Origin of the sequence: Roseomonas indoligenes (assembly GCF_017813365.1) — a bacterium.
Classification (GTDB): domain Bacteria; phylum Pseudomonadota; class Alphaproteobacteria; order Acetobacterales; family Acetobacteraceae; genus Roseomonas; species Roseomonas indoligenes.
This window is the reverse complement of record NZ_JAGIZA010000005.1, coordinates 369838-393846: the sequence shown is the minus strand read 5'-3', so window position 1 is coordinate 393846 and position 24009 is coordinate 369838. Positions and strand designations below refer to the sequence as shown.

The 24009-nt window shown below is 70.6% G+C and carries 18 protein-coding genes; 10 read left to right on the top strand and 8 right to left on the bottom strand.

Annotation, left to right across the window (positions count from 1 at the left end; genetic code table 11):
* Nucleotide 1 precedes the first annotated feature (1 nt).
* From J5Y10_RS11515 to J5Y10_RS11505, 3 genes are all read left to right on the top strand, one after another.
* Nucleotides 2-1030 (top strand): MlaD family protein, encoded by a 1029-nt coding sequence (locus J5Y10_RS11515; RefSeq protein ID WP_209373634.1) that lies wholly within the window; start codon nucleotides 2-4, stop codon nucleotides 1028-1030.
* A complete protein-coding gene (locus J5Y10_RS11510) occupies nucleotides 1030-1677 on the top strand; it encodes a hypothetical protein (RefSeq protein ID WP_209373633.1) in 648 nt (215 codons plus the stop codon). Before J5Y10_RS11515 ends, J5Y10_RS11510 begins: the two co-directional genes overlap by 1 nt.
* A 120-nt stretch (nucleotides 1678-1797) precedes the next feature.
* Nucleotides 1798-2538 carry a hypothetical protein gene (locus J5Y10_RS11505; protein WP_209373632.1) on the top strand — a complete coding sequence of 247 codons (741 nt, stop codon included), beginning with the start codon at nucleotides 1798-1800 and terminating at the stop codon, nucleotides 2536-2538.
* Between the two features lie 74 nt (nucleotides 2539-2612).
* Here J5Y10_RS11505 and J5Y10_RS11500 read toward each other — a convergent pair whose 3' ends face one another.
* The 3 genes from J5Y10_RS11500 to J5Y10_RS11490 all read right to left on the bottom strand — a co-directional run bounded on the left by J5Y10_RS11500 (nucleotide 2613) and on the right by J5Y10_RS11490 (nucleotide 9695).
* The gene (locus J5Y10_RS11500) at nucleotides 2613-4949 is read right to left on the bottom strand and encodes a xanthine dehydrogenase family protein molybdopterin-binding subunit (RefSeq protein ID WP_209373631.1); all 2337 of its coding nucleotides are present in this window, start codon (nucleotides 4947-4949) and stop codon (nucleotides 2613-2615) included.
* A gap of 93 nt (nucleotides 4950-5042) precedes the next feature.
* Nucleotides 5043-8213: an efflux RND transporter permease subunit gene (locus J5Y10_RS11495; protein ID WP_209373629.1), complete on the bottom strand. Its 3171-nt coding sequence runs from the start codon at nucleotides 8211-8213 to the stop codon at nucleotides 5043-5045.
* Between the two features lie 9 nt (nucleotides 8214-8222).
* Nucleotides 8223-9695, bottom strand: a complete 1473-nt coding sequence (locus tag J5Y10_RS11490; protein WP_245214555.1) for an efflux RND transporter periplasmic adaptor subunit — start codon at nucleotides 9693-9695, stop codon at nucleotides 8223-8225.
* Nucleotides 9696-9963: 268 nt separating this feature from the next.
* Here J5Y10_RS11490 and J5Y10_RS11485 point away from each other — a divergent pair, with 268 nt between their 5' ends.
* The 3 genes from J5Y10_RS11485 to J5Y10_RS11475 all read left to right on the top strand — a co-directional run bounded on the left by J5Y10_RS11485 (nucleotide 9964) and on the right by J5Y10_RS11475 (nucleotide 12344).
* Complete coding sequence (locus J5Y10_RS11485; protein ID WP_209373625.1) at nucleotides 9964-10797, top strand: IclR family transcriptional regulator; 834 nt, start codon at nucleotides 9964-9966, stop codon at nucleotides 10795-10797.
* Nucleotides 10798-10890: 93 nt separating this feature from the next.
* The gene (locus J5Y10_RS11480; RefSeq protein WP_209373728.1) at nucleotides 10891-11940 is read left to right on the top strand and encodes an SPFH domain-containing protein; all 1050 of its coding nucleotides are present in this window, start codon (nucleotides 10891-10893) and stop codon (nucleotides 11938-11940) included.
* The gene (locus tag J5Y10_RS11475) at nucleotides 11925-12344 is read left to right on the top strand and encodes an NfeD family protein (RefSeq protein ID WP_342452896.1); all 420 of its coding nucleotides are present in this window, start codon (nucleotides 11925-11927) and stop codon (nucleotides 12342-12344) included. Before J5Y10_RS11480 ends, J5Y10_RS11475 begins: the two co-directional genes overlap by 16 nt.
* Nucleotide 12345: 1 nt before the next feature.
* Here the strand turns inward: J5Y10_RS11475 and glpK are convergent, their stop codons facing one another.
* On the bottom strand, nucleotides 12346-13839 hold the full coding sequence (gene glpK / locus J5Y10_RS11470) for a glycerol kinase GlpK (RefSeq protein WP_209373724.1): 1494 nt from the start codon (nucleotides 13837-13839) through the stop codon (nucleotides 12346-12348).
* A gap of 69 nt (nucleotides 13840-13908) precedes the next feature.
* On the opposite strand from glpK, the gene J5Y10_RS11465 reads away from it, so the two are divergent.
* The 3 genes from J5Y10_RS11465 (at nucleotide 13909) to J5Y10_RS11455 (ending at nucleotide 16655) form a co-directional block, all read left to right on the top strand.
* Nucleotides 13909-14607 carry a glutathione S-transferase family protein gene (locus J5Y10_RS11465; RefSeq protein ID WP_209373623.1) on the top strand — a complete coding sequence of 233 codons (699 nt, stop codon included), beginning with the start codon at nucleotides 13909-13911 and terminating at the stop codon, nucleotides 14605-14607.
* Nucleotides 14608-14610: 3 nt separating this feature from the next.
* Nucleotides 14611-15540, top strand: a complete 930-nt coding sequence (locus J5Y10_RS11460; RefSeq protein ID WP_209373621.1) for an AEC family transporter — start codon at nucleotides 14611-14613, stop codon at nucleotides 15538-15540.
* 119 nt (nucleotides 15541-15659) lie between these two features.
* On the top strand, nucleotides 15660-16655 hold the full coding sequence (locus J5Y10_RS11455) for a Bug family tripartite tricarboxylate transporter substrate binding protein (protein WP_209373620.1): 996 nt from the start codon (nucleotides 15660-15662) through the stop codon (nucleotides 16653-16655).
* Nucleotides 16656-16843: 188 nt separating this feature from the next.
* Here J5Y10_RS11455 and J5Y10_RS11450 read toward each other — a convergent pair whose 3' ends face one another.
* Together J5Y10_RS11450 and J5Y10_RS11445 are read right to left on the bottom strand one after the other, a co-directional pair.
* Nucleotides 16844-17182, bottom strand: coding sequence for a hypothetical protein (locus tag J5Y10_RS11450; RefSeq protein WP_209373619.1), 339 nt, complete (start codon nucleotides 17180-17182; stop codon nucleotides 16844-16846).
* Nucleotides 17183-17597: 415 nt separating this feature from the next.
* The gene (locus tag J5Y10_RS11445; protein ID WP_209373618.1) at nucleotides 17598-17849 is read right to left on the bottom strand and encodes a hypothetical protein; all 252 of its coding nucleotides are present in this window, start codon (nucleotides 17847-17849) and stop codon (nucleotides 17598-17600) included.
* Between the two features lie 828 nt (nucleotides 17850-18677).
* Here J5Y10_RS11445 and J5Y10_RS11440 point away from each other — a divergent pair.
* Nucleotides 18678-19718, top strand: a complete 1041-nt coding sequence (locus J5Y10_RS11440) for an SAM-dependent methyltransferase (protein WP_245214554.1) — start codon at nucleotides 18678-18680, stop codon at nucleotides 19716-19718.
* A 240-nt stretch (nucleotides 19719-19958) separates the two neighbouring features.
* Here the strand turns inward: J5Y10_RS11440 and J5Y10_RS11435 are convergent, their stop codons facing one another.
* Nucleotides 19959-22277, bottom strand: coding sequence for an NADP-dependent malic enzyme (locus tag J5Y10_RS11435; protein ID WP_209373616.1), 2319 nt, complete (start codon nucleotides 22275-22277; stop codon nucleotides 19959-19961).
* 131 nt (nucleotides 22278-22408) lie between these two features.
* The gene (locus J5Y10_RS11430; protein WP_209373614.1) at nucleotides 22409-23992 is read right to left on the bottom strand and encodes an ABC transporter substrate-binding protein; all 1584 of its coding nucleotides are present in this window, start codon (nucleotides 23990-23992) and stop codon (nucleotides 22409-22411) included.
* Nucleotides 23993-24009: the final 17 nt, after the last annotated feature.

Here is a 24009-nt window from a genome sequence, read left to right as displayed (position 1 = left end):
GATGGCGGTTTCCTCCCGCGGGCTCTACCTGCGCGTCGGCATCCTCATCCTCGTCGGGCTCGGGGTGGGGGTGGGCTTCGTGCTCTTCTTCACGGCCGGAAAGCTCGGCCGGAATACCGAAACCTTCGAGACCTATATCCGCGAGAGCGTGCAGGGGCTGAGCGTCGGCACCGCCGTGCGGTTCCGCGGCGTGCAGCTCGGCGAGGTGCGGGAGGTCAACCTTGTCGCGGCCGAGTATGCGCCGCCGCCGGGCGCCTTCTCCTCCGCCTACCAGCGGGTGATCGTGCGCTTCGCGCTCGACCTTTCCCGGTTGCGGGAGCAGGCGGATATCGAGAAGGCGGTGCAGAACGGCCTGCGGGCGCGGCTGGCCTCCACGGGCATCACCGGCGTGGGGTACCTGGAGCTCGACTTCGTCGATGCCGACCGCTTTCCCGTTGAGGAGGTTCCCTGGAAGCCGGCTTATCCGGTGATCCCCGCCATTGCATCCACCATCGCGCAGGTGACGAGCGTGGCGGAGCAGCTGGCGCAGCGGATCAGCAATTTGCCGATCGAGCAGATTCTCGGCGACATGGCCGGGCTGCTGGTGGACCTGCGGCGGCAGGTGAATGACGGCGACGTGGCGCAGGCGAGCCGCGCGGCGCGGGAGACTCTGGAAACGCTGCAGCGGACGGTGACGGATCTGAACCTGCCCGCCCTGTCCACCGAACTTCGGGGAACGGTGGCGGATGCCCGTGCGCTGATCAACGGGCGCGAGGTGCGGGGCACCGTGCAGAACGCGAACCGGGCGCTGGAGCAGATTCAGCAGGGAATGCAGCGCCTGCCGGCCGCGGTTGCGCAGGTGGAATCGGCCGCGCGCGCGATCAACAACCTGGTGGGCGACGTGAACGTGGACCTGACGCCGACGCTGCGCGACCTGCGCGCGTCGTCCGGCAACCTGCGGGACACGACGGAGATGTTGCGGCGATCCCCGGGGGCCGCCGTTCTGGCGCCGCCCCCGCCGGCGCCGGCCTGGACGAGGGAGAGGCGGTGATGCGGCGAAGGATGCTTCTGGGCGCGGCGGCGCTGGCCCCGGCAGTGACGGCGCTGGGGGCGTGTTCCGTGCTGAATCAGGACTACGTGGAGCCGCGGCGCTATCCGCTGGCGCCGCGGCGGCCTGGACCTTCCATGGCGGGGATGTCCGCCATGGGGCCGCGGGGCGCGCGCGGGAAGAAGACTTTGCTGATGCGGCTGACGCGCGCGGCGGCGGGGATGGACGGGCGGCTGCTGCGATCCATCCGGCCGGATGGGACGGAGGCGACGGAGTACTATGCCGAGTGGACCGCACCGCCCGCCGAGGCGGCGGAGGACTCGCTGCGGCGCTGGCTGGTGGATGCCGGCCTCTTCGCCGCCGTGCTGGCGCCCGGCACGCGCGGGGCCGTTGATCTGACGATGGAGAGCGAACTGGTGGCGTTGCACGTCGATCTCGGGCGTGGGGTGGCGGTGTGCTCCATGACCGTGGTGGTGCTGCGGGACACCAGCCAGTTCGGCACGCGGGTTGTAGGGCAGTACGCGGAGACCGCGACGGTTCCCGTGCCCCCGGATCGGCCGCTGGGGCCGGATGCGCAGGCGGCCGGCATGGTGGCGGCGCTGGCCGCAGTATTGGGGCGGCTGGAGGGAGACCTTCGCGCGGTCACGTGATCGAGAAATCGTCTCGCCCATTGAGACATTAACGGTTCAGTCAGAGCTCTCGCGTCAGTCTCAAAAAAAGAGACGAGGCGCCAGGATCGCGCCGTTCCTGAGACGGACGGGACTGGTGCCATGCAGGCCGATCAGCGGGCAGCGATCTGGGAGGAAGTCTGGGCGGAGTACGACGCCCGGCAGGCGGAGCGGACGCTGGAGGCACCCCGAGCTGTCCGGGGCGGTGCCGTGCCGAGACCCGGGACGAAGGCGACGGGTGTTGATGCCAGGGGCTGGCCCAGACCCTGGGAGGCGGAACAGGCGCGGAAGGTGCGCCCCCGGATCCGGTTGCGTCCTCTGATGCAGGTTGGTCTCGCTGCCATGGCGGCGGCGATGCTGCTGGCGGGGTGGCTGGTGCTGCCCTGGCTGCTGGGTGTGCGGCTCTCCCTGCCAATCGGGCAGGGGGATGCGCCGGGGCTGCTGCGGCAGGTCGACGCGCCATCGACCCTGGCCAGCCTGCGCGCCGGATTGGCGGCGGAGGTGCCGGAGGACGAGACCGGCGGGGCGCGGCGCTATCTTTCGGCCCTGGCGGACCGGATGGCGGAATCCTGGGCGCGGCCGGAGGGGATGTCCGCTTGGCTAGGGGCGCGCCGGCGCGGTGGGCGCGAGGACGGGCCGGCCGTGGCGCTCTCCTCCCTGCGCTCCGCGCGGGCGGTGGGGCTGGCCTCCTTCCGGCTGGAATACGGGCCGCGGAACGAGGACGGCGGGGTGGCCTTCGAGATGGCTTGGCAGGGAGAGGGCTTCCGGGTTACCGGCGTGACCTTCCTGAATGCCCCGTCCGCGGCGCGGGCCGTGGCCGGGCCGGTGGTCGCGATGCGCTAGGAGGCGAGGGGCCGCTTTTGGGAGGGCCGCCCCGGGCCAGCCCGGGGCGTTCCCATGACGGCGGCGCCGCGTCGTCAGGCGGCGCGGGACATCTCCAGCGCCTTCCAGACCACCTCCGGCGTGGCGGGCATGTCGAGATGGGTGACGCCGTCCGGGGAGAGGGCGTCCACGAGCGCGTTCATCAGCGCGGGCGGAGAGCCCACGGCCCCGGCTTCGCCCGCGCCCTTCACCCCGAGCGGGTTGGTGAGACAGGGAACGGAGACGAACTCCACCTCGATCGGCGGCAGGTCGCCGGCGCGGGGCAGGGCGTAGTCCATGAAGGAGGCGGAGATGAGCTGCCCGCTCTCCGGATCATAGGCCGTGCGCTCCAGGATCGCCTGCCCGATGCCCTGGGCGACGCCGCCATGGACCTGACCGCGGACAATCAGGGGGTTCAGGGCGTGGCCGACATCGTCGGTGACGACGTAGCGGGGGATGGTGACGGTGCCGGTCTCCGGGTCCACTTCGACCTCGGCGATGTGGCAGCCGTTGGGGAAGGTGTGGCGGGGGATGGCGGCGACTTCCGCCGCGTCCAGTAGGGTGGCCGGCTCGCCGCGCGCGGCACGCTCCCGCTGGGTGCGGGCGAGGTCGAGGATGCCGATGGCGCGGTCGGTGCCGGCAATGGCGAAGCGGCCATCGGTGAACTCGATATCGGCGGGGGAAGCTTCCAGGGCTTCGCTGGCGGCCTGGCGGCCCTTCTCGATTACGGTAGCGGTGGTGGCGAGGAGGGCGGTTCCCTCCGAGTAGAGGGAGCGGGCGCCGCCGGTGCCGCCGCCCGTCGGGATCTCGTCGGAATCGCCCTGGATGACGCGGATCTTCTCCAGCGGGATGCCCAGTTCATGGGCGGTGATCATGACGTAGGCGGTCTCGTGACCCTGGCCGGTGGACTGGGTGCCGACGAGGACCTCCACGCCGCCATCGGCCGCGAAGCGGACCTCGGCGCGCTCGCTGTCGGAGCCGCCTGTGGCTTCCAGGTAGTAGGCCATGCCGATGCCGCGGCGCTTGCCGGCGGCGGCGGAGGCGGCGCGGCGGGCGGGGAAGCCGTTCCAGTCCATCAGGGACAGGGCGTGGTCCATGACCTGCGCGAACTCGCCGGAATCATAGGTCTGGCCGACCGGGGTGGTGTGCGGCATGGCGGAGGAGGGCACCATGTTGCGGCGGCGCAGCTCCACGCGGTCGATCCCCGTCTCGCGCGCGGCGGCGTCGATCAGGCGTTCCACGATGTAGTTGGATTCCGGACGGCCGGCGCCGCGATAGGCGTCCACCGGCGTGGTGTTGGTGACGACGCCAATGACGTTCGCATGGATGGCCTGGAAGCCATAGACGCTGGCGAGGACCTTCGTGCCGGCGGCGGTGGGGATGAAGGGGCCGTAGGTGGAGAGGTAGGCGCCCATGTTGGCGATGTTCTTCGTGCGCATCGCCAGGAACTTGCCGTCGACGTCGAGCGCGAGCTGGCCGGTGGTGATGTTGTCGCGGCCGTGGGTGTCGGAGAGGAAGGCCTCCGTCCGCTCGCTGGTCCAGCGCACGGGGCGGCCGAGGCGGCGGGCCGCCATCATGCAGAGCGCGTATTCGGGATAGGTGAAGATCTTCATCCCGAAGCCGCCGCCCACGTCGTGGGTAACGACGCGGAGCTTCTCCTTGTCGATGCCGAAGACGCCGGCGAGGGTGCTCTTCAGTGCCCAGCTTCCCTGCGTGCCGGCGTGCAGGGTGAAGCGGTCGTAGCCCTCGTCGTACTCCGCGATCGCGGCGCGGCCCTCCATCGAGGCGACGACGATCCGGTTGTTGACGATACGGACGGTGGTGACGTGGGCGGCCTGCGAGAAGAGGCGGTCCGTCTCCTCGCGGTTGCCGGTCTCCCAGTCGAAGACGGTGTTGTTCGCGATGTCCGGCCAGACCTGGGGCTGGCCGGGATCGGTGGCGGTGGCGAGGTCCGTGGCGGAGGGGAGGCTCTCGTACTCCACCTCGATCGCCTCCGCCGCATCGCGGGCGGCGGCGTGGGATTCGGCCACGATGAAGGCCACGGGGTCGCCGACATGGCGCACCATCCCCTGGGCCAGCGCGCCGCGCGGGGTGTTGCCGCGGGGGCTGCCGTCCCGGTTCTTCATGGGGATGGCGCAGGGGATCTCGTTCAGCCCTTCGGCCGTCCAGTCCTCTCCGGTCAGGATCGCGAGGACTCCGGGGATCGCCTTCGCGGCCTCGGTGCTGATGGACAGGATGCGGGCATGGGCGTGGGGGGAGCGGAGGATGTGGCCGATGGCGGCGCCGGGGGCGACGCCCTGCGGGACCAGGTCGTCCGTGTAGCGCCCGCCGCCACGAAGGAGGCGGGGGTCCTCGACCCGACGCAGGCTCTGGCTGAGGCCGAACTTCGCCATGACACGCGCTCCCGTTCCGTTGGGCGGGATCATGGGGCGGGAAGGGGGTGAATGAAAAGGCCCGCCCCTGGGATGGGGCGGGCCTTTTGCGGATCAGTGAACGTCGGCGGGCGTGCCGGTGGAAGGCGGGCCTTGCGGGGCGCGCCTGCCGCCGAACTTGCTCTTCACCCATTCGCGCATGGTCTGGAACACCACGTAGAGCATCGGGATCATGAAGATGCCGATGAGGGAGGCCGCGAGCATTCCGCCGAAGACGGGCGTGCCCACCGCGCGGCGGGACACGGCGGCCGCGCCGGTGGCGATGACGAGCGGGACGAGGCCGAGCACGAAGGCGATGGAGGTCATCATGACGGCGCGGAACCGGAGCCGCGCGCCCTGGATCGCGGCCTCGGAGATGGGCATGCCGCGTTCCCGCGCCTCCTTCGCGAACTCGATGATGAGGATGCCGTTCTTGGCGGCCAGGGCGATGAGCACGACGAGGCCGATCTGGGCGTAGATGTCGAGCGACAGCCCGGCCAGGACGATCGCGCCGAAGGAGCCGAGCACGCCGACCGTGATCGACATCAGCACGGGAATGGGGATGACCCAGCTCTCGTACAGGGCGACGAGGAAGAGGTAGGCGAAGAGAACGGCCAGCGCGAGGATGTAGGCCGTCTGCCCCGAGGCGAGCTTCTCCTGGTAGGCGGTGCCGGTCCAGGCGTAGCTGTAGCCGTTGGGCAGGACGCGGTCCGAGAGCTGCTCCATCGCGGCGAGAGCCTGGCCGGAGGAGATGCCGGGCTTCGGGGCGCCGTTGATCGAGATGGCGCGGTAGTTGTTGTAGCGGGTGATGGTCTGCGGGCCGACGACGGTGCGGATGTCGGCGAAGGCGCGCAGCGGCACCATCTCGCCGTTGCTGGCGCGGACCTGGATGCGCCAGATGTCGTCCACGTCGTTGCGGTCCGCGGCCTCGGCCTGGATGTTCACCTGCCAGACGCGGCCGTAGAGGTTGAAATCGTTGACGTAGATGCCGCCGAGCGCCGCCTGCAGGGTGGTGAAGATGTTCCCGATGGGGATGCCGAGCGCCTGCGCCTTGTCGCGGTCCACCTCCAGGTAGATGGAGGGGTTGTTGGCGGCGAAGGTGGAGAAGACGGCGGTGAGGTTCGGGTCGCCGTTGGCGGGGGCGATCAGGCCCTGCATGGCGGCGTTGAGCGCGGCGATGTCGCGCCCTTCCAGGTCCTGCAGGATGTACTCGAAGCCGCCGCCGGTGCCGAGGCCGACGATGGGCGGCAGGTTGAAGGCGAAGGTGTTGGCGGTGCGGATGCCCTGGGTCGCGCCGAAGACGCGGCCGATGGCGGCCTGCACGCTGTCCATCGCGCCCGTGCGGTCCGCGAAGGGCTTCATCCGGACCACCATGAAGGCGGAGTTGGACTGGGCGCCGCCGTCGATGAGGGAGAAGCCGACGATCCCGAGCGTGCCCTGCACGGAGGGGATGGGGCGGACGATCTCCTCGATCTGGCGCACCACCTCGCGCGTGCGGGAGACGCTGGCGCCGGGCGGGAGCTGGGCCTGGACGAAGAAGGCGCCCTGGTCCTCCTGCGGCAGGAAGCCCGTGGGCGTGATCTTGCTGATGGTGAAGATGCCGAATGCCAGGCCGGCGGTGATCACCAGGGAGAGGGCGGCGACGCGGACGAGGCGGCGGACGCCGCCGGCATACTTGTCCCGCGTCCAGTCGATGCCGCGCAGCACGTAGCCGATCGGGCCGCGCCGGGGGCCATGATGCGGCTTGAGGATGATGGCGCAGAGGGCGGGGGAGAGGGTGAGGGCGTTGATCGCCGAGATCACCATGGCGGCGGAGATGGTGACCGCGAACTGGCGGAACAGCTCGCCGGACAGGCCGGGGATGAAGGCGATGGGGACGAAGACGGAGAGGAGGACGAGGGTGATGGCGATGATCGGGGCCGTGATCTCGCTCATCGCCTTCTTCGTGGCGTCGGGCACCGAGAGCTCGGGGTGCTCCTCCATCACGCGCTCGACGTTCTCGACCACCACGATGGCGTCGTCCACCACGATGCCGATGGCGAGGACCATGGCGAGCAGGGACACGGTATTGGCCGAGTAGCCCATGCCTAGCAGGATGATGAAGGCGCCGATGAGGGAGACGGGGACGGCGATGGTCGGGATGATCGTGGCCCGCCAGGAGCCGAGGAAGAGGTAGACGACGATGACGACGAGGACGAAGGCTTCCAGCAGGGTCTTGATGACCTCGTGGATCGTCTCGTTCACGAAGTCCGAGCTGTCGTAGAAGACCTCCGTGTCCAGGCCCTGGGGGAAGCGGGCGGAGAGTTCCTTCAGGCGCTGCTTGACGGCCTGGGAGACGGAGACGGCGTTGGCGCCGGGCGAGAGATAGATGCCGAAGGCGATGGCCGGCTGGCCGTTGAACCGGTTCTCCGTGTCCATGTTCGCCGCGCCGATCTCGACGCGCGCGACGTCCCGCACGCGCAGGACCGAGCCGTCCTGGTTGGCGCGGACGACGATGTTGCCGAATTCCTCGGGCGATTGCAGGCGGCCGCGGGTCTCCAGGTTGATCTGGAAGGACTGGTCGTCGCTGATCGGGCGGCCGCCGAGCCGGCCGACGGCGGCCTGGACGTTCTGGCCCTGGATGGCGGCGATGACGTCCTGCGCGGTCATGTTCAGGCTGGTGAGGCGGTCCACCTCGAACCAGATGCGCATGGAGTAGTCCTGCGCACCGAAGACGTTCACCTGGCCGACGCCGGAGACGCGGGCGAGGTCGTCCAGCATGTTGATGGTGAAGTAGTTGGAGAGGAAGAGCGGGTTGAGCGCGCCCTCCTTCGCGTAGAGGAAGGCGAACATCAGCACGGCGGAGGACTGCTTGCGGACGGTGACGCCACTGCGCTGCACCTCCTGCGGCAGACGGGCCATGGCGGCCTGGACGCGGTTGTTGACGTTCACCGTCGCCAGGTCGGGATCCGTGCCGAGCTGGAAGGAGACATTGAGGGAGTAGGTGCCGTCGTTCGCGGAGTTGGAGCGCATGTAGATCATGCGGTCCACGCCGTTCACCTGGCCCTCGATCACCTGCCCGATCGTCTGCTCGATGACGCCGGCGGAGGCGCCGGGGTAGCGGGCCGCGACCGAGACCTGGGGCGGCACGATGTCCGGGAACTGGGACACGGGGATGCGGATGAGGGAGATCGCGCCCGCGATGAGGGTGAGCAGCGCGATGACGATCGCCAGCCGCGGGCGATCGACGAAGGTACCGGAGATCATGGGGGCGCCTTACCGGGCCGTGCCGGACTGGTTGGCCGGTGGCTGCGCGGCCTGGGGCTGGGAGGTGCCGGGCTGGCCGGTGTTGGGCGCGGCCGGCGCGCCCGGCGGGGAGGCACCGGCGCCGTTGGGGCCGCCCTGCGCGGTGCCCTGGTTCGCGCGGCCGGGGGCGGCGCTGGCGGGGGCGTTCCCCGTCGCGGCGTTGCCTGCCGGGGTGTTGGAGTTGGCGGCGTTGCCCGAGGGGGCCGAAGCGGGTGCGGCGGCCGGCGTTCCGGCAGCGCCCTGGGCCGGGGGACCGGGCGGGGGATTGGCGGCGGCGGCATTCACCGGCTGGCCGGGGCGGACGCGCTGGATCCCCTCCACGATCACCTTGTCGCCGGGGTTCAGGCCTTCCTCGATCACTGCGGTCTGGGGCGTGCTGCGGCCGAGGCGGAGGTTGCGGCGCTGGGCCTTGTTCTCGGCGTCCACGACGAAGGCGTAAGTGCCCTGCTGGTCCTGCAGCACGGCGGAGCGGGGGATGGTGATGGCCTGGACGGGCTCCGCACCTTCCACCGCGACATTGACGAACTGGCCGTCGATCAGCTGGCGGTCGCCGCCCGGCCCGTTGGGCGGGTTGGGCACGCGGGCGCGGATCAGGATGCTGTCCGTGTTGCGGTTGATCTGGTTGTCGATGAACTCGATCCGTCCGGTCTGGGGATAGGTCTTCCCGTCCACGGTGCGGAAGCGGATCACCACGGCATCCACGCCGCCGCGTCCGGCGTAGCGGTCCCGCAGCTCCAGCGCCTGGCGCTGGGAGACGGGGAAGGAGACGCGCATCGGATCCTGGCTGACGATGACGGCGAGGGAGCCGGCGCTGGGCCCGACCACGTTGCCGATCGTCAGGTTCGTGCGGCCGATCTTGCCGTCGATGGGGGAGGTGATCTCGGTATAGCCGAGGTTGATCTCGGCGGCGCGGGCGGCGGCGCGTGCGGAGAGGAGCTGCGCGTTCGCCGTGCGCTCCTGCGCGACCGCGTTGTCCAGCGAGACGCGGGTGCCGGCGCCGGTGCGGGAGAGCTCCTGCGCGCGGGAGAGGGTGACGCGGGCATTCGCCAGTTCGGCATCCGCCGAGGCGACGGTGGCCTGGGCGCGGGCGAGGTCGGCCTCGAAGGTCTGGCGCTCGATCCGGTAGAGGGGGTCGCCCTTCTTCACCTCCTGCCCTTCCTGGAACAGCCGCTCCTGGAGGTAGCCGGTGACGCGGGCGATGATGTCCACCCGCTCCAGCGCCTCCACCCGGCCCACGAAGTCCGTGCTTTCCGTCACCGGGCGGCGGGCGGCTTCCATGATGCCGACGGCGGGCGGGCCCTGGGGGCCGAACTGGGCGAGGGCGGGGCTGGCGCCGGCCATGAGTGCGAGCAGGGGAAGGACCAGCAGCGGCGCGGCCCGCGGGACCGCGTTCCGGGGAGCGGCCCGACCCTGGAGGGCGATCGCGGGAGGATTGCGGCGCATCATGTTCCGGCATGTGGCCGAAGCTTCACCTTTCCGCAAGCACCCTGAACCGGACGGTCCAGTTTAGGCCGTACGGGCCCGTGCCAGCGCCGGAAACGACGGTGTTATTGAAAGTAATTCGCATTTAGGCCGCGTGACGTTCTGTCGTGTGATACAAAACACTTCCCGGCCTAACTTGGGATGGCCGATAGTCCGCGGGCGCGCCGGGGGCGGTGCCGCAGGCCAGGCCGAAGGGGCGGGACACCGCGCCGTTGAGGGAGTTCAAGCCTTGGAACCCAACGTGCTGACCGTTGATGCCGTCGCTGTCCGGGCGGACGCGCCGGTGATCCAGGCGGGACGGGGAACCGGCCCGGAGCGGACAGCCGAGCGTCCTGCCCCGCCGCGCGCACGGCTCCTCTCCCCGCCCTCCACCGCTTCCGGGGTCGCGGCGGTCGGACGGGCAATGACGGTGCTGGGCGCTTTCCGCCCGGGTGACACGGCGCTGCCGTTACGGGTGCTGGCGGCGCGGACGGGACTGTACAAGAGCACGATCCTGCGCCTGCTCGCTTCCCTGGAGCGGCACTGCTGCGTGAAGCGGAACGCGGACGGGTCCTGGTCCCCGGGGCCGATGCTGCTGCACTGGGGCTCCCTCTATACCCGCAGCCTGGGGCTGGAGGCGCTGGTGCCGCCGGTGCTGGATTCCCTCACGGAGGCGACGGGGCATGGCGCGGCCTTCTGGGTGAGGACGGATGACGAGCGGCGGATCTGCCTCTACCGCTCCGCGCCGCCGCGCACGCTGCGGGTCGCCGTGCAGGCCGGGGACATGATGCCGCTGGGCGGGGCCGCGACCGGGCGGGTCTTCGCGACCTGGGATCCGGGGATGGGCGAGGAGGCGGAGCCGGCGCCCGCGGTGGCCCCGGGGGGGCACCCCGTGGTGGCGACCCAGGGCAGCCGGGACATCGACCCGGCGGCGGTCTCGGCGCCGGTGTTCCAGCCCGGCGGGGCGCTTTGCGGGGCGCTGACGATCTCGGGCGCGTCAGAGCGGCTCTGGCCCGAGGCTGAGCGGGTGAAGGGGCTGGTGGCCGAGGCGGCGGCGGGGCTGACGCGGGGGCTGATGGGCTAGGCTGGGCAGCCCAACGGGGACGGCAGGAGAGCCGGGCCGCGCGCCCGGCCTTTTCGCGTTAGGGTGGGTTTCGATTCGGGAGGGAGGGACGTGATGGTCTCGGCGGGCGTGGTCGTCTTCGCGTTGATCCTGATCCTGGCCGTCGTGACGGCGGCGATGGGGATCCGAACCGTGCCGCAGGGCGAGGTGTGGACGGTGGAGCGCTTCGGGCGCTTCACGCGGCTGCTCCAGCCCGGGCTGAACTTCATCGTGCCCTATGTGGACGGCGTCGGGCGGCGGATGAACGTTCAGGAGGTGGTGCTCGACATCCCCGAGCAGTCCGTGATCACGCGGGACAACGCGACGGTGTCGGTGGACGGGATCGTCTACTACCGCGTGATGGAGCCGGCGAAGGCTGCCTACCAGGTGCAGAACCTGCAGGCGGCATTGACCGCGATCTCCATGACGAACATCCGCGCCGTGATCGGCGAGATGGACCTGGACCAGACCCTTTCCTCCCGCGAGCGCATCAACTCCGCGCTGCTGACGATTCTGGACGGGGCGACCGACCCTTGGGGCGTGAAGGTGGCGCGGGTGGAGATCCGCAAGATCGAGCCGCCGGAGAACCTGATCCGCGCGATGAACCTGCAGATGACGGCCGAGCGCGAGCGGCGCGCGACGCTGCTGAAGGCGGAGGGCGCGAAATCCGCGCTGGTGCTGGAGGCGGAGGGGCGGCGCGAGGCGGCCTTCCGTGACGCCGAGGCGCGGGAGCGGATGGGCCAGGCGGAGGCGGAGGCGGCGCGGATGGTGGCGGAGGTGGCCTCCGGCGCCGGGGCCGACGCGCTGCGCTACTTCATCTCGGAGAAGTATGTGGCGGCCTTCCAGGCGATCGCGGCCAGCCCGAATTCGCGCCTGGTGGTGGTGCCGATGGAGGCGACCGGGCTGGCGGGCGGCGTGACGGCGGCGCTGGAGCTGATGCGGGCCCCGACGGGTGGGCCCGCGCCCGCCGCGCCGAGGGCTCCGGTGGCGAGCCCGCCGAGGAGCGTTGCCTTGCCGCCGCTGCCGGGGCCGCCGCCTGCGCCGAGCGCCGCGCCGGCGTCCGTGCCATCTTCCGGGCCGCAGACAGGTCCGACGACAGGGGCGGGACCGTGGAGCCCTGGCTGATCTGGCTTCTCGCCGGGCTTCTGCTGCTGGGGGCGGAGATGGTGCTGCCGGGCGCCTTCCTGCTCTGGGCGGGGATGGCGGCGGTGGGAACGGGGCTGGTCGGGCTGGCCGTGGCGCCGGGCTTCCCGGTTTCCGTGGTGGTTTTCGCGGTGCTGCTGGCGGCCGGGATCGCGATCGCGCTGCGCCGGCGGCGGTCGGTCGGGAGCAGTGGGATCAACACGCCGGAGGCCGGGCTGGTGGGGCGGGAGGGGGTCGTCCAGCCCTCTGCCGGGCCGGGGCTGCGGGTGCGCGTGGGCGATAGCGACTGGGCTGCCCGGGCGGAGGGTGCGGCGCTGCCGCCCGGCGCGCTGGTGCGGGTGGATGCGGTGGAGGGGACGGTGCTGCTGGTGAGGGCGCTCGGTTAGGTCAGCCCCGGTCCGAAAGGACCTGCCCGACGGCGGTGCGCCAGGCCGCGTGCCGCCGGTCCGCCTCCTCAGCGGGCATGTCGGGCTCGAAGCGGACGCGGCGGCGCCAGTGGGTCGCGTCGTCGCCGGGGGGTGGGGCCAGGCCGGCCTGGACGCCGGCGAGGTAGGCCGCGCCGAGCGCGGTGGTTTCCGCGACCGCGGGCACGTCCACCGGGCATTGCAGCGCATCCGCCAGGAAGCGCATCGTCCAGTCGCTTGCGGTCATGCCGCCATCCACGCGCAGCACGGTCTCGCCGGTCTCCGGCCAGTCCGCGCGCATGGCGTCCAGCAGGTCGCGGGTTTGCCAGGCCACGCTCTCCAGCGCGGCGCGGGCGATCTCGGGCGCGCCGGCGCCGCGGGTGAGGCCGAGGATGGCGCCGCGCGCGGCCGCATCCCAATGGGGGGCGCCGAGGCCGGTGAAGGCGGGCACCATCACCACGCCGGAATGCGGATCGGCCCGCGCGGCCAGCTCGCCCGCTTCCGCGGCGCTGCCGATGATGCCGAGGCCGTCGCGCAGCCACTGCACCGCGGCGCCGGCGACGAAGATCGCGCCTTCCAGTGCGTAGGTGCGGGCGCCGCCGATCTGCCAGGCGATGGTTGTCAGCAGGCGGTGGTTGGAGCGCACGGGGGTGGCGCCGGTGTTCAGCAGCATGAAGCAGCCGGTGCCGTAGGTGGACTTCGCCATGCCCGGGCGGAAGCAGGCCTGGCCCAGCGTGGCGGCCTGCTGGTCGCCGGCCATGCCGCGGATGGGGATGGCGGCGCCGAGAAGGGCGGGGTCGGTGGTGCCGAACTCGGCGGCGCAGTCCCGAACCTCCGGGAGAAGTGCGCGGGGAATGTCGAGCGCGCGGAGGATCTCCTGGTCCCACTCGCCCCGGCGGATATCCAGCAGCATGGTGCGGGCGGCGTTGGTGGCGTCGGTCGCGTGGACGCGGCCGCCGGTGAGGCGGTGCAGAAGGAAGCTGTCCACGGTGCCGAAGGCGAGCTCGCCGCGCTCCGCCCTTGCGCGCAGGCCAGGGATCGTCTCCAGCATCCAGACGAGCTTCGTGGCGGAGAAGTAGGGATCGGCGAGGAGGCCGGTGCGCTGCGTCAGCAGTTCCTCGAGGCCTGCGGCGCGCAGGCGGTCGCAGATGGCGGCGCTGCGGCGGTCCTGCCAGACGATGGCGTTGTGCACCGCGCGGCCGGTGGCGCGGTCCCAGACGATCGTCGTCTCGCGCTGGTTGGTGATGCCAATGCCGGCGACGCGGCCGGGGTCGGTGCCGCCGCGCGCCAGGGCACCGCGCAGGCATCCCAGGGAATGGGCGAAGATCTGCTCCGGGTCGTGCTCCACCCAGCCGGGCTGGGGGAAGTGCTGGGGCAGCTCGATCTGGTGCGCGGCGCCGGGGTGCAGCGCGACGTCGAAGAGGATGGCGCGGGTGGAAGTGGTGCCCTGATCGAGTGCCAGCAGCGCGTCCGCCATTCCCGTCTTCCCCCAGCGCCCTTGGCCGCCCGCTTCCATGGCGGCGATTCCCGGCGCACGATAGGCGGCATGTCCGTGATCCTCCATGACCTCTGCGGCGCGGACCCCTCGCGGCGCTTCTCCCCCTATTGCTGGCGGGTGAGGATGGCGCTGGCGCACAAGGGCATCCCGCACGAGGCGCTGCCCTGGCGCTTCACGGAGAAGGCGACCATCGCCGATGCCGGCACGGACAAGGTGCCGGTTCTCAGGCATGACGGCCGCACGGTGCACGAGAGCTGGACCATCCTGGAATATCTGGAGGACCACTGGCCGGGCGTGCCGAGCCTCTTCGGCGGGGAAGGGGGGCGGGCGCTGGCGCGCTTCGTCAATACCTGGTCCGACGCGGTGGTGGCGCCGGCGATCGCGAAGATGGTCGTCTCCGACATCCCCGGGGTCCTGGCGCCGGAGGATGCGGCCTACTTCGTCCAGTCACGGGAGAAGCGGTTCGGGATGGCCCTGGCGGAGGTGACGGCGGGGCGGGATGCGGCGGTGGAAGCGTTCCGGCGCGACCTGCACCCGCTTCGCATGGTGCTGCGGGAGAGGCCCTGGCTTTCCGGCACCACGGCGGGGGCGGCGGACTACATCGCCTTCGGGCCGCTGCAATGGGCACGCTGCGTCTCGGCCTTTCCGCTGCTGACGCCGGATGATCCCGTGCATGCCTGGCGGGGGCGGCTGCTGGACGCCTTCGGCGGCATGGCACGGAACGCTCCTGCCGAGGACCTGACTTAGTTCGTGGGGCCCTGGCTCGACGCTTTCCTGCCGGCCTTCGGACTGATCGCCCTCGGCGCGGTGTTGAAGCGCCGGCTCCTGCGGGATGATGCGGTGTGGGCGGGGATCGAGAAGCTCGTCTTCTGGGTCCTGCTGCCCTGCCTGCTGGCCTCCTCGCTCTCCTCCGTGCGGCTGGGGACGGTGCCGATCGCCGGGATGGCCGCGGCGCTCTGGCTGGCGCTGCTGATCGGCGCCGGCGCTTCGCTGCTGCTGGCGCGGGCCTTCGGACAGGGGCATGCGGCCGGAACCTCGGTGCTGCAGGGCGGGATCCGGTTCAACAACCTGCTGGGCTTCGCCATCGCCGGCGCGGTGTTCGGGGCGCCCGGCACCGGGCTGGCGGCGGTCACGGTGGGGCTGATCGTGCCCTGCGTGCAGATCATCATCACGCCCGTCTTCGCGCTGGGCGGGGCCGGGCCGCGGCCGGATCCCTGGCGGGTGCTGCGTCAGGTGGCGCTGAACCCGCTCATCCTCGGCTGCGTGCTGGGCTTCGTGCTGGCGGGGCTGGGCGGGCTGCCGCCGGGGCTGGGGCCGCTGGCGCGCACCCTCGGGCAGGCTTCCGTCTCGCTCGGGCTGCTGGCGGTGGGCGCGGCGCTGGGGGCGGAGGCGATGCGGGACCGCTTCACGCTGCAGGCCGCGACGGCGGCGCTGAAGCTGACGGCGATGCCGGCCCTGACCCTCGCCCTGTGCCTGGCGCTGGGGCTGGAGGCGCTGCCGGCCACGATCGCCACGGTGTTCATGGCGCAGCCCACGGCCACCACCGCCTATGTCATGGCGCGGCTGATGGGCGGGGATGCGCCGCTAATGGCGGCAATGACCACGATGCAGCACGTGGTGGCCGTGGTGACCCTGCCGCTGTGGCTGTTCATTCTCTGGGCATTCCTGCCGCTGCCGTGATGCCGGGCTGGGCGGAGCGGCGCCCGGCAGTGCGATTCGTCGATGCGCCTCCGATTGGCGGCGCCCCGGTGCTGCCGCATGATGCGCGTCCGATTGCCTGCCTTCCCGGGAACCTTCCGATGCCGCCGCACCCCATCAACACCCGCCGAGGCCTCGCGCGCGGGGCACTCGGCCTCGGGGCCGCGGCGCTCGTCGCCCCCCGCGCCATGGCCCAGTCCGCCTGGCCGGACCATCCGCTGCGGCTGATCATCGGCTATCCGCCCGGCGGGGCCTCGGACCTGTTCGGGCGCATGATCGCCGCGCAGATGGGGCCGCGCCTCGGCCAGAACGTGGTGGTGGAGAATCGCCCGGGCGGCGGCGCGGTGGTGGCCAGCGAGGCGGTCTCCCGCAGCCCGGCGGATGGCTACACGCTGCTGCACGTCGATAACGGGATCCTCGTCTACAACCCCGCCCTCTATGCGCGCCTGCCCTACGACCCGGAGAAGGACCTGGCGGGCGTGGGCTTCATCGGGCGCTTTCCGCTGTTCCTCGTCGTGCGGGCGGATAGCCCGGTACAGGACCTGGCGGGCTATATCGCCGCGGCGAGGGCGAGGGTTCCGACCTATGGCACGCCCGCCGTCGCCTCCCCTCACCACCTAGCGATGGAAATGTTCAAGCGGCGCGCCGGGTTCGACGCGACGCATGTGCCCTATCGCGGAGGGCCCGCGGCCATGCAGGACCTGCTGGCCGGGACGGTGGACAGCGTGATGATCGACTGCGCCACCGGGACCGCCTTCATCCGGGACGGCAAGGTGCGCGCGCTCTGCGTGCTGAGCGAGGCGCGCTCCCCCACCTCGCCGGAGGTGCCGACGGCGCGGGAACTCGGCTTCGGCAGCGCGGTGGCTTATGGCTGGCAGGGGATCTGCGTACCGGCCGGCACGCCGGCGCCGGTCGTTGCCCGTCTCTCCACCGAGCTGGCACGCGCCATCGCCTCCGACGAGATGAGCGCCCGCTTCACAACCCTGGGAATCGAGCGCGCCAACTACTCCCCGGCCGAGTTCGCCGCCTTCGTGGCGAAGGAGAACGGGGAGTGGCGGCCGTTGATCCGGGAACTGGGCATCCGGCTGGATAGCTGATCCGATTCAACGGTGGCGTGAGGCTATTGTTCGGGAGCGGGCATCCTGTCGTCAGAACCGGCAGGCTGCTCAGCTCTCGACCTGTCTGTGGTCTTCTCGGCCTGTCGAGGCTTTCCGGACCCGGACTCACGTAACTTCGGTGCCGGAGCGAGGCGGACTTGCTGTCGCTCTCCGTTCGGTCTTGGGGATCAGCCGGAACTGGAAGCGTCATCCTGTCGATTGACGAGTGACCAGCCCGCCCGGAGCCACTTTCGGCCCAGGCTCTCTCCTGTTCGCTCCGGTGGTGACAGGAGTTGCAACGCCCGCTCCCTCTGCCCGTGCGCGGCATCGATCAGGCCGATCGCATCGTCGAGCCGGCACATCCCTGACCAGCCGTCGATAAGGTGGCCAGGCATGGTGATGCGAAAGAGCGTCGCCTGTGCGTTTCCGTCGATCGTCGCGCCGCGGTACAGGTAAGACGGGCCGCTGAGCGGTCCGCATCCGCTGATCATCGATGCTGGTCCTGCCGGCCCGATCGCGTCGAACAATCACCCACCCTCTCTGCAGCGGCTTGCGGTTCCCATCGGAGGAATGCAACCAAAGGTGGTCTAGGGCACTCACGAACGCGTTACCATATCTCTCCGTTAACGTTCTTGGCTTGTGGAGAAAGCTTCACCCGAAGCTCTCTCGCCATAGAACGGCAACGTCCCCTGTCCTTGCCCCGTGGTACAGCGCCTCCACTCAGGCTGGGGCGAGCACGTGGTGAACGATCCGATGCCCAGACTTATCCTGGAACGCCGCGGCCAGGTTTCCACGCAGTGGTGGTGGCTGGTGATGGCGCGCGGACGGACGCTTGCCAGCAGCAGTCGGTCCTACAAGGCCAGCGACGACGCCATAGATGCTGGCATGCCCGAATTGGAGCGGCTGACGGCGGAAGCGAAAAAGCGGGCGAGGCCGAGAAGGTCAGCGCTCGGCATCCATCATGCTGTCAATGGTCGGGGGCTCGGGATCGGAAGCGAAGACGGTCTTGGTTGAGCCATCGGTTCCGCGAACCTCGACGAAGGTATCGCTGCCGTTGAGGCCGAGCTTGGCCGCGACAGCCTTGGCGGCCGTGACAGCGCTCTCCTGAGACCTGTAGCCCGTATACTCGGCGTCGTTCAGCCGGATGACCCATTCCGAACCAACCTGGACAACCGTGTAAGTCAACTTCGCCATGTCAGTCCGCCCACTCAGGAAGCGCGGAACCTAGCTGAGGCTGGCTCCGAAGACGAGGTGGCCGGGGATAGCAGCCTTTCCTTCCTCAGATCATTCTGCGGCTCCGGCTCTATCCAGCTTGATCCCGTTAGCCTCGCACCACCTGTCGACCACCCAGTAGATCAGGTTGAGATCGCTCAGGCCTTTGCGTGGTGAGCCGGGCAGGCCGTCCAATTCCAACTCGTACCGTTGGCCTGTGTGGTCAGGGCGGATGATGGCCGGCCCGTAGCAGTAGCATTGGCCTTTGACGACCACTGGCTGAGTGCCAATCGGCTGTGAGACAGTGGGAGAGGCTTCGGGCATGCCCCCAAGCTGCTCCTAACGGGCTTTCAACGAACTGACGTTAGGCAGTGCAGCATGGCAGAGCCGGCCTGGACAGTCGTCGTTGTCGGGCCTGACACCAGGAAGTGGCTGATTGCCAAGGCCCCAAGGGCCTCGCCGCCTAAGGGATGTGGAGGTGCAGGCCGGTGCCGTCGGTCAGCTTCGTCGGGGCGTCCAGCTACCCGGGGCCGCTCCGACCAGTCCTAGACCATACCCGGTGGCCGGCGGAGATTGGATGGATCCGGATCGGACGCCATGCGGTGGGGGGCATGCCCGGCCCGCAACAGGCCCTGAGGCTGCCGCACTCTCCCGGAAGACACGGGAAGGTCTTCGGGAGACGGGTTGAGGCTGGGCCGCGGTTCCCTCCCCTGGTTCGCCCGGGGGTGGTCAGGGGCGGGGAGGCCCGGTAGGTAACGTGGTGGGCTGTTCCATACGGGGATGGCCCACCCTTTCTGGAACCCGCTGCCCTTGCTCCGTCGTCTCCGTTCCCTGGCCAAAGGCCTGAGCCGCACATCGCCGGGCCAGATCCTCGGCAAGCTGCATTCCCTGGAGGTCACCTCCGGCGCTGCCGCCCGCAACGCGGACCTGGCAGCCTGGAACACGAAGGTGATGGGTTCGGCCATGGCCAGCCAGTTCTACGAGGCCGGGCTAGCCGGGCGCCTGGCCCCCCTGCCGCCGGACCCGGTGGACACCGGCTATGGCGGTCGCCTGTGCCGGCAGGAGGACATCGAGAGCCAATGGCTGCGCCACTGGTGCGGCCAGATCGGCTTCGTGCCGCTGTACCACCGCAAGGTGTGGGAGGACTGCTACGCCCTGCAGGCCCTGTACGAGCGCGGCATGATGATGCCGGGCCGGCGCGGGCTGGGCTTCGCGGTGGGGGCGGAGTGGCTGCCGAGCTTCCTCGCGGCGCGCGGGGTGGAGGTGCTGGCCACCGATATCGACGCCGACGACCTGCGTGCGCGCAACTGGATCCAGACCGACCAGCACGGCGGTCGGGTGGAGACGATCTTCAAGCCTGGCCTGATCGATATGGAGAGCTTCAACGAGCGCGTCTCCATGCGCGCCGTGGACATGAACGAGATCCCGGCGGACCTGCATGGCGGGTTCGACTTCCTCTGGTCCATCTGCTCGCTGGAGCATTGCGGCTCCATCCGGCAGGGGCTGGACTTCGTGGTGGAGGCGATGAAATGCCTGCGCCCCGGTGGCGTGGCCGTGCACACCACGGAGTTCAACATGGACCCGGACGGCCCGACCATCGAGGAGGGCGGCACGGTCCTCTTCCAGCGGCGGCATATCGAGGAGCTGGAGGCGCGGCTGGCGCTGGCGGGACACCGCATGCTGCCGATGGACTTCGGCACCGGCACCGGCATCCTCGACCAGTTCGTGGACTTGCCGCCCTATCCCGGAAACGATGCGCCGCTGGCCATCCCGGAGGCGCCGCATCTGCGGCTTTCCATTCAGGGGCTGGTCTCGACCTCCATCGGGTTCATCGTGGAGAAGCGGGCCTGAGCCTGCGCTGACGGGATGTACCGGGGGAGAGGAAGAAGGAGTTCTTCCTCTCCCCGGACCCCTCACCATCATCCTTTTCTTCGAGTAGGAACCATTCGGCAGACGGAGCGCCTCGGCTCGTGGAGCCGAGGCGACTGCGAGGGCAGGACCCGTCCGTTCAGGTGGCGGCACCGTCGATCATCGCATCCGCGGCAGGCCGATACAGGTCCAGGGGGCGGAGCCCCCTGGAGCCGCCCGGTGCTACTTCGTCAGCGCGTCGTGCGCGGCGAGGCAGGCCATGTCGAGGATGTTGTTCACCCCGGCCGCGATGGAGAGGATCTGCGCGGGCTTGGACATGCCCATGAGCAGCGGGCCGATGGCGGGCGCGCTGGTGAGGCGCGGCACGGCCCGGGAGAGGATATGGGCCGCGTGCAGGCCGGGCATGACCAGCACGTTGGCCGGGCCGGTCAGGCGGCAGAAGGGGTAGAGGGCGCGCAGCGTGGGGTCGAGCGCGACATCGGCGGCCATCTCGCCCTCGTACTCGAAGCCGAGCTCGCTGCGCGCATCCAGCAGGCGCACCGCGTCGCGGACCGTCTCGGGGATGACGGAGTAGCGGGGGTCGCCGAAGTTGGAGAAGGAGAGAAAGGCGACGCGGGGTTCCAGGCCGAGGCGGCGGGCCTGGGCGGCGGATTGCACGGCGATCTCGGCCAGGGTTTCCGCGTCGGGGCGCTCGTGGATGGCGGTGTCGGCCACCAGCACGGTGCCGACGCGGCGGGTGAGCAGGAGCGTGAGGCCGAAGATCACGCCCTTGCCGCCATCGGAGGCGGGGGCGGGGTCGATGGCCAGCGCGATCTGCTTCAGACTGGCGGAGTAGGACCGGGTCGTGCCCGTGACCATCGCGTCCGCGTCGCCGAGCGCGACCATGCAGGCGGCGAAGACGTTGCGGTCCAGGTTCACGGCGCGCTGGGCGTCGCGGAACAGGAAGCCTTCACGCTGCTTGCGGGCGTAGAGGTACTCGGCGTAGCGGCGGTTGCTGTCGGACAGGGCGGCGTTGTGGATTTCGATGCCGTCCGGCATCGGCACGCCGAGGGATGCGACGGTGGCGTGGATGCGGTTCTCGCGGCCGACCAGCACGGGGGTGCCGTAGCCCGCGTTGCGGAAGGCGATCGCGGCGCGGATCGTCTTCTCCTCCTCGCCTTCCGCGAAGACCACACGGCGGGGGTTCTGGCGCACGCGCTCCGTAATGGCTTCCAGCGCGCCACCGGCGGCGTCCAGCTTCTGTGCCAGCATGCGCGCGTATTGCTGCATGTCCGTGATCGGCTTGCGGGCAACGCCACTCTCCGTCGCGGCCTTCGCCACGGCGGGTGAGACGCGGGAGATCAGGCGCGGGTCGAAGGCATGGGGGATGATGTAGTCCGGGCCGTAGCGCAGGCCGGCGCCGCCGCCGGCGCCCGCCACTTCCTCCGGCACGTCCTCCCGCGCGAGCATCGCGAGCGCCTGGGCGGCGGCGATCTTCATATGCTCGTTGATGGTGGTGGCGCGAACGTCCAGCGCGCCGCGGAAGATGAACGGGAAGCCGAGGACGTTGTTGACCTGGTTCGGGTAGTCCGAGCGCCCGGTGGCAACGATGCAGTCCGGGCGGGCGGCCTTGGCCTCGTCCGGGGTGATCTCCGGGTCCGGGTTCGCCATGGCGAAGATGATGGGCTTCTCGGCCATCGCCTTCACCATCTCAGGCGTCACGGCGCCCTTCTTGGACAGGCCGAAGAAGGCGTCCGCGCCCGCCAGGGCCTCGGCCAGGGTGCGGGCGCTGGTGTCCACGGCATGCGCGGACTTCCACTGGTTCATGCCCTCGGTACGGCCACGGTAGAGCACGCCCTTGGTGTCGCACATCGTGATGTTCTGCGGGCGCATGCCCATGGCGCGCAGGAGCTCCGCGCAGGCGATGGCGGCGGAGCCGGCGCCGTTGAGGACGAGCTTCGTGTCCTTCAGCTCGCGCCCCGTCAGGTGGCAGGCGTTGATGAGGCCGGCCGCGGCGACGATGGCGGTGCCGTGCTGGTCGTCGTGGAAGACGGGGATGTTCATGATCTCGCGCAGGCGCTGCTCGATCACGAAGCACTCGGGGGCCTTGATGTCCTCGAGGTTGATGCCGCCGAAGCTGGGGGCGAGGTAGCGCACGCAGTTGATGAACTCGTCCACGTCGGACGTGTCCACGCAGAGGTCGATGGAATCCACGTCGGCGAAGCGCTTGAACAGCGCGGCCTTGCCCTCCATCACCGGCTTGCTCGCGATCGCGCCGAGGTCGCCGAGGCCGAGCACGGCGGTGCCGTTGGAGATCACGGCCACCATGTTGCCCTTTGCCGTGTAGTCATAGGCCAGCGCTGGATCGCGGTGGATCTCCAGGCAGGGCTCCGCGACGCCGGGCGAGTAGGCGAGGGAAAGGTCGCGCGCGGTGGCGAGCGGCTTGGTGAGGCGGATCTCCAGCTTGCCAGGCTTGCCCTCCGCGTGCATCGCCAGCGCTTCCTCGCGCGTGATGCGTGCGGTGCGGGAATCCCCGTTTCCGGTGCGTCGCACGTCGTCCATGCCGGCTCCCTCCGCTCTCACCCCAGTATGGGGCGTCAGGAGGGCCGCGTGTAGCGGAAGCGGGACCGCCGGGGAATGCCCAGGCGGGTTTCTTGCATGCTGCGCCGCACCCTTCGCGCTGCGGCGAGGGGTCAGGTCCGGCGGATGTTCCAGGGATAGGGCGTGCTTCCCTCCAGCATTCCCGTCAGGTTGCGGCGAAAGGCGGTGCGGATGGTGAACTGGCCGAGCGGGATCGTCGCCACCTCGTCCAGCGCCAGGCGCCCGATCTCCCCGGCGAGGCGGGCGCGCGCGGCGTCGTCCGGTGCTTCGAGCCACTCGGTCGTCAGGGCCTCCGCGCGGTCGCTCTTCCACCAGCCGAACCAGCCGGCCTCGCCCTGGCCGCGGATGAGGGGGGACATGGCGGGGCTGCCATAGGTGTTGGAGGTGCCCGTGGTGTGGAAGATGCTCCAGCCGCCCTTGTCCACCGGCTCACGCGAGTTGCGGCGCTGGATCACCGTGCCCCAGTCGCTCTCGGCGAGGTCGATGTTCATCCCGGCGCGGCGCAGCGCGTCGGCCGTCACCTGGCCGAGCGGGCCGATATCCGGGAAGTCCGTAGGGTTGATGACGACGGTCCTGGCATTCGTGTAGCCCGCCTCCTTCAGCGCGGCGCGTGCGGCGTCGATGCTGCCGGGCATCAGGTCGGGGTTGTCACGGTAGTAGGGCGTGCGGCGCGGGTAGAGGCTGCGGCAATCGCTCCAGAGCGCGGTGTCGTCGCCCTGGGCCGCGCGCATGTAGTCCTGCTGCACCACGGAGAGGCGCACGGCACGGCGCAGGCGCACGTCGTCGAAGGGGGGCTGCAGGCAGTTCAGGCGCATCAGGGCCATGCGGCCCTCCACGTCCAGAACCTCCTGCCGGATGTCGCGGCTGCGGGTGAGGACGGAGCGGAGGTCGGAGAGCGGGCGCTCCCACCAGTCGATCTCGCCATTGACGAGCGCGGCGGCAACGGTGGAGGCGTCGGGGATGACGTGCCACTCGATGCGCTGGATATGGGCGACCTTGCCGCCCGAGGCCCGCTCCGGCGGCTCCTGCCGGGGCACGTAGCCGTCGAACTTCTCATAGACCACACGGGAGCCGGAGTTGTACTCGCCTGGGACGAAGCGATAGGGGCCGGAACCGATCATCTCGGTCACGGCGCGCGTCGCCTCGGTGGCCGCGAGCCGTTCGGGCATGATGAAGCACACGCTCGCATCGGGCTTGGCCAGGGCATCCAGCATCAGCGGGAAGGGGCGGGGCAGCAGCGCCTCGAAGGTGCGGTCATCCACGCTGCGCCATTCGGAGACGGCGCGGGCGAGGAGCTGGCCGAAGGGGTCGCGCACGCACCAGCGCTTGATGCTGGCGATGCAGTCGGCGGCGCGGACGGGGGTGTTGTCGTGGAAGCGCAGGCCTTCGCGCAGCCGGAAGCGCCAGCGGCGGCCGTCGTCCAGCACCTCGTGCCCCTCCGCCATCTGCGGCCGGGGGCGGTTGCCCGCATCGACGGCGTAGAGCGTGTCGAAGACGTAGTAGCCGTGATTGCTGGTGACGGTGGCCGTGGTCCAGACCGGGTCCAGGGCCGTCAGGTTGGCCTGGGGGACGAAGCGCAGGGTGCGCGCCCGGGCATCCTGGCCCAGCGCGGGCGCGGAGAGGCCGCCGAGGAGGGCCGCGCCCGCACCGGCGCGCAACAGGGTCCGGCGTTCCATCTTGTTTCGTCCTCCGC